The 9,332-nt window shown below is 69.5% G+C and carries 8 protein-coding genes (1 of these 8 cut by a window edge); all 8 read right to left on the bottom strand.

Translation table 11 applies throughout. The annotated features are described in order from the left end of the window. Positions 1-13 precede the first annotated feature (13 nt). Complete coding sequence (locus FrCorBMG51_RS23115) at positions 14-2,212, bottom strand: serine/threonine-protein kinase (RefSeq protein WP_052914970.1); 2,199 nt, start codon at positions 2,210-2,212, stop codon at positions 14-16. A 383-nt stretch (positions 2,213-2,595) separates the two neighbouring features. Continuing rightward, positions 2,596-3,483: an SMP-30/gluconolactonase/LRE family protein gene (locus tag FrCorBMG51_RS23110; RefSeq protein WP_047225120.1), complete on the bottom strand. Its 888-nt coding sequence runs from the start codon at positions 3,481-3,483 to the stop codon at positions 2,596-2,598. Positions 3,484-3,513: 30 nt separating this feature from the next. After that, positions 3,514-4,938, bottom strand: a complete 1,425-nt coding sequence (locus FrCorBMG51_RS23105) for an aldehyde dehydrogenase family protein (protein ID WP_052914969.1) — start codon at positions 4,936-4,938, stop codon at positions 3,514-3,516. Then, positions 4,935-5,465, bottom strand: a complete 531-nt coding sequence (locus tag FrCorBMG51_RS28775) for a hypothetical protein (protein ID WP_047225119.1) — start codon at positions 5,463-5,465, stop codon at positions 4,935-4,937. Before FrCorBMG51_RS28775 ends, FrCorBMG51_RS23105 begins: the two co-directional genes overlap by 4 nt. Continuing rightward, positions 5,462-6,493, bottom strand: a complete 1,032-nt coding sequence (locus tag FrCorBMG51_RS23095; RefSeq protein WP_047225118.1) for a phosphotransferase family protein — start codon at positions 6,491-6,493, stop codon at positions 5,462-5,464. Before FrCorBMG51_RS23095 ends, FrCorBMG51_RS28775 begins: the two co-directional genes overlap by 4 nt. Further along, a complete protein-coding gene (locus FrCorBMG51_RS28770) occupies positions 6,490-7,599 on the bottom strand; it encodes an Rv3169 family protein (RefSeq protein ID WP_047225117.1) in 1,110 nt (369 codons plus the stop codon). Before FrCorBMG51_RS28770 ends, FrCorBMG51_RS23095 begins: the two co-directional genes overlap by 4 nt. Beyond that, positions 7,596-8,516 carry a thiolase family protein gene (locus FrCorBMG51_RS33290; protein ID WP_338052802.1) on the bottom strand — a complete coding sequence of 307 codons (921 nt, stop codon included), beginning with the start codon at positions 8,514-8,516 and terminating at the stop codon, positions 7,596-7,598. The genes FrCorBMG51_RS28770 and FrCorBMG51_RS33290 overlap by 4 nt, the downstream gene beginning before the upstream one ends. Then, positions 8,513-9,332: the 3' end of a cytochrome P450 gene (locus tag FrCorBMG51_RS33285; RefSeq protein ID WP_476742239.1), read on the bottom strand. 971 nt of this gene lie beyond the right edge of the window; 820 of the gene's 1,791 nt are visible here — the last part of the coding sequence; the start codon falls outside the window, past its right edge; the stop codon is at positions 8,513-8,515. The genes FrCorBMG51_RS33290 and FrCorBMG51_RS33285 overlap by 4 nt, the downstream gene beginning before the upstream one ends.

The following is a 9,332-nucleotide window of genomic DNA, read 5'->3' as shown; positions in this document are numbered from 1 at the left end:
TTTGACTTGACATCTACCGCTCCGCCAGTTCGAAGTCGTGACGCGCCCGGGCGGCTGCGGCGGACTGGATGGCATAGGCGAACGCTCGCCGAGGCTCGCCCGCGGCGTCGAAATGGTAGGCGAGATCGAACGCCCGTCCGGGCTCGCGGAGCTCGATCTCCTCGGCTGCCCGCCGATGTAGCTCTGTGAGCTCGATCGGGTCGAGACCGGCCAGGAGGCTCGCCCGCAGCCTGTCGTGCGCAAAACAGTACCTCCCTTCGGGGCCGGCCCATGCCAGATTGCGATCAATGGCCTGTCTGATCGCTTCGGCTGCTTCGTCCTGCCGTTGCCCGACGAGCCGGGCGGCAAGCTCCAGGTCGAACTCACGCCCCAGCACGGCTCCCGCGTCGAGTAGTCGGCGCGTCGCCTCCGCCAGGAGCGCAAAGCGTCGCGCGAGAAATCCCGCGGTCTCGCGCGAGGCCTGCCAGCCGCCCGGGACCGGATTGAACCGCCACCCGTGAGTGCTCGGTGTCAGGGCATTCACCTCGACCAGCCCGCGGAGCACCGCCGAGATCATCAGCGGGTTTCCACGCGACAGTTCGACCACGACCTCTGTGGCGTCCGCCGGCACCCTGCCGGCCATCGACTCGACGACCTGACCGATCTGGCACGGGTTCAGGGGCGGAAGGTGCAGGCACTCGATCCCCGGGACCTCCGTCAGCCGCTGGTGTGGTCCGGGCTCCTCTGGTCTGATCGCCGCCACCACGAGCACGTGCCGCTGCGGGAGCCCGTCTCCCACGTTGTGGTTCGCCCATGCCTCCAGCAGCCGCAGCGTCAGTTCGTCAGCCCACTGGCAGTCGTCGACCACGACGACGGCCGGGCGTGCCGCGGTGCCCAGTGCGTCCAACAGCGAGACGAGCGCTGCCACGAGATGGGCCCGCGCGAGCGATTCCGGTATCCGAGTTCCCACGCCGGTGCCACCGAGGACGTCACCCAGTTCCGGAAGCGCGTCACACAGCGGACCAGCCGCATCCGCCAGCCGTTCGGCCAGGTCGGCTCCGAACCCGGGCTCGGCGCTCACCTGCTTGAGCAGGTCACTGACGATACCGGCGAGCATGTGCAGCGGCTGCTGGGCGGAGCGTTCTATTCCCCGCCCACGGAAGACCCGGGCGCCCCCGGCGGCCGCGCGTTGACAGAACTCGTCGAGTACCCGTGTCTTGCCGCCACCTGAGCTGGCCTGAACGACCACCGTGGCGGCGCCGCCGCGACGAGCCTTCGCCAGCCACTGGTGCAGTGTCTCCAGCTCGCTCTCCCGCCCGGTGAGCGGAGGCTCGGTCAGGCTCTCCCGCGCGTCATGAGCCCCGACCGGGATGCCCGGCTCCGCGATTCCCCTGCGCAGGGCGTTGTCCAACTGATCGACATCCGCCAGAGCGGCCCACGCCGAGCGATAGCGATCATCGGGATCCTTGCGCAGGAGCCTGCGCAGAATCTCTTCCAGCGCCTGCGGTATCGAGACGCCCAGCGTGCGCAGCGACGGTACGGCGGTCGACAGCTGCTGACGAAGAACTTCGCGGACGTCGCTCCCGTCGAACGGAGGGTGTCCCACCAGGCATTCAAAGAGGACGATACCGGTCGAATACAGATCCGACCGGCAGTCGACGGGTCTGTCCAGAATGCCAGCCAGTTCGGGCGCCATGTAGCGGGACGAGGACGCGGGATCGTTGAGCGACCCCGGGGTCGGGAAGATGCTCGACACCAGACCGAAGTCGACCAGTGTCGCCACCCGCACGGGGGAACCATCGTCGACCACTATGTTGGCGGGTCTGACGTCGCGGTGAACCAGGCCGTGATCATGGAATCGAGCCAGCGAGCGCAGTACCTGGCGAGCGACGGTAAGGCAGTCGAGGACGCCCATGGTGTCGACGGTCAGTCGCTGTTGCAGCGAGATCCCGTCGACGTACGGCCTGACCAGATAGACGTGCCCGGTATCCTCGAGCGTATCGACCACGGTGGCGATGCCAGGCTCTCCCAGGCGTCTGATCAGTGATATCTCGTGCGTCAGACGACGCCGGTTCTCGACCGGCAACGGCCCGAGTTCAACGGACCTGACAACCACCTGGACGCCCGTCCGGCGGTCAGACGCCAGCAGTGTCTCCGCTCCGGCGCAACGCTTGAGTACCCGCACGACGTCGTACCGGGCCAACAGTCCTGGGCCGGCTGGCGTGTCACTCATGGCGGCTCACCCCGATCCGCGCCGATCCGGACGTCCATGTTGTTTTCTCGCGACTGCGAACTCTGGTTCTCCGTATTTGTTCGAAATGTTTTTGCTACTTCGTTTCCCGGCCTTCGCGGGTAGGGGTCAAATACGGTCGCAGCTGAAAAAACAATTGGTTGTTTTTAGCATAGTGGCGTAGGATACGCCATGTCAACCACGTACCCTGACGGTCGCGGGATCTCGGACCGGGGATGCGGGTGTCCCGGCCCGGTCCGCTGTCGACAAAAACCTGGCAGACACGATCCGATGAGGCGTCAGAAGGTGAATTTGTGACCGAGGACAGGACATGACGGGGATGGGGATGGGACGTGGTGCGGGTGCCGGATGCTGCCTGGGCCGGGTCACGGTCTACCTTCGGAGCGCGGAACGTCGACCGTGTGCACGTACAGCTCCCCTTCCTTGGCCGCCTTTCGCTCGTGCTCGGCAAAGCTCGGCGCGGTGCAGATCAGCAGGGTTCGGCCGTCTTCGCCGCCCAGGGTGCAGGAGTACAGGCCGAGGCCGTGGGGCGCGCGGACCTCGTCGACGACCTTTCCGCCGGGCGCGACTCGGCAGGCGCGCCCGTTGAGTGCGTCAGCCACCCAGATGTGCCCCTCGGCGTCGAGCACACAGCCGTCCGGAGCGAAGTCGGTCCGCACGATGGTCTCGATCGACTCGTAGGAGGGCTCCGTGCCCACCTGGCCCCATACTCGCCGGTCCCGGAGGCTGCCGTCCTGGTCGATGGTGAAGGCGGTGAATCGCCCGCCGAAAGTTTCGGCCACGATCAACGTGTCGTTCTCCGGCGTGACCACCATCCCGTTGGGGAATCGGAGGTCCTGGGCCGCGACGTGCACTGATCCGTCCGGATCGACGCGGAGGATGTCACCGGGCTCCGGCGTCGCCCCGGCGAACAGGTCGAAGCCGAAGGTGCCGACGTATGCCCGGCCGAACCTGTCCACAACCATGTCGTTGATGTACTGGGGAGACAGCGCGGACAGGTCCGCATGCTCCGACACCACTCCGGCCGGCGACAGGCGCAGAATTCGGCGGTCTGTCATCGAAGCGACGAGCAGCGAGCCGTCCGGGAGCCAGCCCGAGCCGGACGGCTGGTTCGGCACGGTCGCGACGTGCTCGGCCCGCCCGTCGACGCTGACCCGCAGCACCTCGTGGGCATACAGGTCGGACACGTACCACGACCCGTCGTGCCAGCGGAGCCCTTCGAAGAACAAACCGCCCTCGAGCAGCTTCTCCATGACAGTCACCTCAAATCCTTGGTGTAAGTGTTATTTCCGGGACGGGATCGAGACGCTGATCGTCTTCAGCTCGCTGTAGTGGTCGAGACCGATCTGGCCGTTGGCACGGCCCACACCGCTCTGCTTCGTCCCGCCGAACGGCACCTCCGGCGACACGAGACCGTGCCGGTTCACCCAGACGGAGCCCGCGTCGAGCGACGCCGCGACCCGCTCTCCCCGTTCCACGTCCGACGTCCACACCGAGCCGCCCAGGCCGAAGTCGGTGTCGTTGGCCGTCGCGACGGCCTCGTCCACCTCGGAGAAGGGCAGCACCGGCAGCACCGGGCCGAACTGCTCCTCGGCGACCAACGCTGTCTCGGGACCCACCGCGGTCACCACTGTCGGGCGGTAGAAGTAGCCGGGTCCCTCCACCACCCGGCCGCCGGCGGCGACGCAACCACCAGCGGCCACCGCGTCCTCGGTCAGTGCCCGTACCCGGTCGAACTGCGCGCGGTTCGAGAGCGGTCCCATCGTCACCTCGGGGTCGAACGGATCACCGGTCACAACGGAGTCCGCGATCGTGGCAAGCTCCTCGACGAACGGCTCGAACACGTCCTGGTGGACGTAGAGCCTCTTGATCGCGGCGCACACCTGTCCGGCCCGGTAGAAGGCGCCCTGGAAGACCCTGGCGGCGACCTTCGGGATGTCGACGTCCGGTAACACGACCGCGGCGTCGTTGCCCCCCAGCTCCAGCGAGAGCCGCTTGAGCCGGGGCGCCGCGGCAGCCATGATCGCTCTGCCGGTCTGGATGCTGCCGGTAAAGGAGATCATTCCGATGGCCGGGTGAGTCACGAGCGACTCGCCCAGCCGGTCGTCGCCGGGGAGCACGCTCAGCACACCCGAGGGGATGTGGTCGGCCAGCAGCGACGCCAACAGCACGGTTGTCAGCGGCGCCAACGGTGAGGGCTTCACGATCACGGTGTTGCCGGCGGCGAACGCTGTGCTGATCTTCTCTGCGCAGATCAGCAGTGGTGCGTTCCACGGGATCACGGCACCGACGATGCCGATCGGCGCGCGGTGGACGCGCACCCGTTGACGCGCGTCGTCGTGCACCAGGTCGACGGCGGGCGGGGTTGCCGCGCGGTAGCTGGCGAACGCGGCGGCGCCGGCTGCCTCGAGTGTGGTGTCCCGGACCGGTACGCCGGTCTCCAGACTGATCGTCCGGGCCAGCAGGTCGCGGTTCTCGGTGATCACCCGGGCGATGTTCTCGAGGGTCTCCCGTCGCAGGGCCGGGTCCCGACTCCAGGTGGTGCCGGCCTTCCGGGCCGCGGCAACGGCCGCCTCGAGCAGGTCGACGGAGCCGGCCGGGCAGTCCGCGGCCCGCTCGCCGGTCGCCGGGTTGACCACCGGGATGGTCTCGTCGATGGGCACCGGTCGGCCGTCCACCCACAGCGTGGGTACGTCCACAGTGGTCACTGATCGGCTCCTTCGGGGTGTGCACGGGGTGTGGGCGCGCCCGCGGCGGGCGGGAACACCGCCTGCCAGGCCTGGCGCCTGCGGGCATGGTCGCCCAGACAGGAGTAGAAGCGCCTGAGCAGGTATCTCGCCGCCATCCGTCCCGGTTCGGAGGTGCTCGGGTCGGACGCGTAGCGCTGGACGGCGACCAGCCGCGCGGAGCTCAGGGCTCTGGTGTCCCGCCACAGCTCACCGACCTCGGTCAGGTTCAGACTGGCCGACGCGACGACGCGAGCGGCCAGCTCGGTGCACCCGTCGGTGGTGTCCGCGAGCTCCAGCAGCCGTCCGATCCGCTCGCAGTACGCGATGAGGTCCCAGGTCTCGGCAATCAGCAGCAGGTGCCGGTCGTTGAGCTCGATCTCGGCCGTCTCGAGCAGTTTCACCGCCGCGCGCAGCTCACCGGCCAGCTCGCCGGGCACCTCGGGAACGATCTTCGCGGTGAGAAACGCGCGGATGCCGGACAGCGTCGAGAGAGCGTCGAGCGTCATGACGGTTGCGCCTCGTGCAGGGCGGCCTGCAGCAGTTCCGCGAGCTGCGCCTCGATGTGGTAAAGACCGCGGCCCATCAGCCGCAGCGTGGGGCTGGCCAGCGGTCCGCCGCGCGTGACGCCGGTCAGGAAGATGGCCGCCAGCTTGACCAGCGCGAAGATCCGCCAGGACAGCAGGGCCTCGGGGTCGACCGCGTTGCCGGTCTCCTCCTGGTAGGTGGCCAGGTACTCCTGGGCCGACAACAGGCCGCCCACCAGATCCCACCGGGTGGTCCACAGCATCGTCCAGGCGATGTCCTCGAGCGGATCGCCGAGGTGTGCCAGTTCCCAGTCCAGCACGGTGACGTTGCCGTCGGCGCCGAGCAGGAGGTTGTTCGTCTTGAAGTCGCCGTGCACGAGACACCGCCGCGACGTTCTCGGGGGGCGGTCGCGCAGCAGCTCCGTCGCCGCCCGTAGCAGCGGGCCGGGGTCGACGCTCGAGGCGTCGATCTCCCGGGCCCACCTCTCGATCTCGTGGAGCGTGCCCCGCGCGGACCTGGCCAGCGGCGGCGGACAGTCCTGCCAGTCCAGCCGGTGCAGCCTCGCCTGCAGGCGCACCAGTTCCACGCCCAGGCGGTGCCGGTCGGTCTCGGGGTGGGCCGCCAGGTGCTTGCGGATGTCGGTCCCGTCCACCCGATCGATGATCATGAATGGCTGGGTCAGCGGTGAGTCCTCGGTGACGCACCACCGTGGCCGGGGCACCGGTACGGCGAGCCGGTCCAGCGTGGCGAGCAGGTCGAACTCCGTGCGCAGGTCGCCGTCCAGCATGCCCCGCTCGATGCTCCTGCGCAGCACGAGCTTGTGGAGCTCCTGGCGCTCACCGTCCCGGAGGTCGAACGCCCAGGTCTCGTGCGCCGTGCCGCCGGCGAGCCTGCGCAGGCCCGTCAGGTCGACCTGGCGGTCCAGCTGCGCGCCGAGGAACTCACGCAGCGACACCTCGAGCCCGGCTTCGTAGGACGAGGGACACCGGTGCGACACCGCCGTGCTCACGAGTACAGCCCGTAGCGTGGGAAGTCCCCGTACACCTGGGTCTCGAACGTGCCGTATCCCACCTCGCCGGTGCTCGCCTCCATCCTGCACAGCATGTGTGCCGGGCCGATTCCGATCGTCACCGCGGGGTCGGTGAGGTCGAAGGACACCGAGTCGACCCAGTTGTGGCCCCGGTACGCACCGTGGCGCCACGGGTCCGGGCCGCCGTAGCCGGTGCCGGCCCGCAGGTAGGCGCCGGGGTGGAGCGGGGTGAGGGCAACCGTGGTCCGGCTCCCGTCCACGTCGCGGAAGGACACGGACCCCCCGAGCAGCTCACGGGTGCCCGGGTCGAACTTCAGCTCGTGCTCTGGCACACCGAGCTCGAGCGCCTCGCCCCCGTCGGCCAGCGACGGCGCCTGCCGCACGGTCTCGATCTCGCGCCGGCCGTCGGCGTGTTCGGAAAGGCTGAAGTGGACGGTCCGGCCCTCGAACTGCATGGGTGACCAGATCCACAGCGGCGGTCGGTCCCGGCCCAGCCTGCGCGCCTGCGCGAGACCGGCCGGTTCCCGCTCCATGCCCATGGAGCGCACACCCCACGACCGGTCCCGGGCACCCCACCAGGTGTCCGGGCCGACCTCGAGACGTGAGCCGTCGACCGTGAGGAACCCGTTCCAGGTGCCTGTCTGGATCAGGCGCGTACCCTGCTCCACGACCCGGCCGAGCAGGCGGCTGAACAGGGGCGGCTCCTCGACAGGGGCCGCCACGGCCTGCCACTCCAGATCGAGTTCGACGGTCTGGCCGCGGGGTTCGCCGCGAAACCTCAGGCGACGCAGCCCCTCGATGACCTCAAGGGTGAACGGACCGACCGCCGACGTGTCGAGCCGGTCGGTGCCGAGTTCCCGGGACGCGCGGGTGGTGTACTGGGTGGTCCTCGTGGCGACCGAGGCAAAGGCGTCGATCACCCCCAGGTTGGGGTACGCGCCCATGCCCAGGAGAAAGAACGTGCTGCCGTCCCGCGAGTGGCCGGTCAGGAAATGCCGATCGTAGAACCGCCGGTCGCTGGTACCGACGAACCGCACGGGATCCGGGGTCTGGTGGATCAGGAAATCGTCAGCCGGGCCAATCATCGTTGAACTCCTGACCTGCGTCTGGTGGACCGTCGACGCTCGCCGGTGAGCAGCATGCAGTTCGCCGGTATTCCGCCGCCGCAGGTGACGACGGCGACTTGCGCCCCCGCGACCTGACGAGGACCGGCATCCCCCCGCAGCTGAACCACCGCCTCGTACAGCTGCCCGTAGCCATTGCTCCGGCCGGACGAGAGCTGCCCGCCGTGCGGGTTCACCGGCAGGTCGCCGTCCGGCCCGATCCGGGTACCGCTCGACACGAAGTCACCCGCCTCTCCCGGCCCGCAGAAACCGAGCGCCTCGATCCAGGAGAGGACGTTGAAGGTGAACCCGTCGTAGAGATTCGCCAGGTCGACGTCCTCGCGGGACACGCCGCTGCGGCTCCACAGATGAGCGGCCGGGCCGAAGACGTTCAGCTGGTGTGTCAACGTTCCCTGGTCCCAGGACTGGACCTCGGTGAGCCGGGTTCCGACCGCGTCGACCCGAACCGCTGGTCGACGCAGGTCCGCCACCGTGTCCGCCGCGGAGACAACCACCGCGTAGGCGGCGTCGCACGGCACGTCGCAGTCGAAGATCCCGAACGGTGTCGATATCGTCCGGCCGGCGAAATAGGCATCCGCGTCCAGCGGGTCGGCGTACAGCGCGTCCGGGTTGCGCCGCGCGTGCCGGCGCGACGCCACCGCCACCCAGCACAGCGCTTCCCGGCCGACCCCGTAGCGGGTGAGGTACTGGGACGCGGCCAGCGCCACCCAGTTGGCCGGGGACACCGCGCCGAACGGCTCCTGCCACTGGGCCTCGCCGTGGACCCGGCCCCCGGCGGCCGGCGGGTACAGGCCGGGGCGCTGCCGGGTCCCGACCGAGGACCAGCACAGCACGTGCCTGCACAGCCCGGCCGCGACCGCGAGCATGGCCTCGATCACCGCACCGGTCTGCCCCGGCACCTCGTGCGCGCCGCTGTACCAGGCCGGATCGATCGAAAGAGCCCGCCCGACCGTCGCCGTTGCCGTGTCGGCGCTGCCCGGCCCGCCGAAGGCACCCGGATAGGTGCACAGCCCGTCGATCTCGGCCGCCGACAGCCCCGCGTCGTCGATAGCGGCGCGGCAGGCGGCCAGTACCAGTTCCGGCCCGGACTGTGAAAGGCGCCTTCCGCACGGGGACCGCCCGATTCCCGACAGCACCGCCCGGTGCTCGAAGCGCCGGCTCGACCGCGGCGGCGCGACGANCTCGACCGCGGCGGCGCGACGAGCCGCTCCGGCTCCGGGACCCGGCCGTCCCGTGTCGCACCACCGGTCGGGGCGAAGATCGGCAGCCACACGTCCTCGACCTGTCGGAACAGCGCTCGGACGGGCATGCCGACATGGACGGCGGAATGCCCGCAGCCGACGATGTTCGTCGTGAGCCGTACCCGTGGGTCCTCGGCAAGTGCCACGACCGCGATGACGTACGGCGCCAGGAGCTGCGGGGTCCACCGCTGGTGGTTGACGGTGTAGGCGACCACCGTTGCCTCACCGGACACCGGGACGCTGTCGATCTCGGTGTCACCGCATGCCGGACACAGCTCGTGGGACGGGTGCAGAAGCCGTGAGCACGTCACGCACCAGCCTGCTCGTAGCCGTCCGTCCGCGCCCGAGGTCCAGAACGCTCCCGAGAGCCCGTCGAGCGCGGGGAGCCTGCCGGAGCGCTCGGCCGGGATCACGTCGGGCAGCGCGCAGGTCACGGCCGGCTCCCGCCGGCGG

Source organism: Protofrankia coriariae (assembly GCF_001017755.1).
Taxonomy (GTDB): Bacteria; Actinomycetota; Actinomycetes; order Frankiales; family Frankiaceae; genus Protofrankia; species Protofrankia coriariae.
This window is presented reverse-complemented; position numbering and strand designations above follow the sequence as displayed.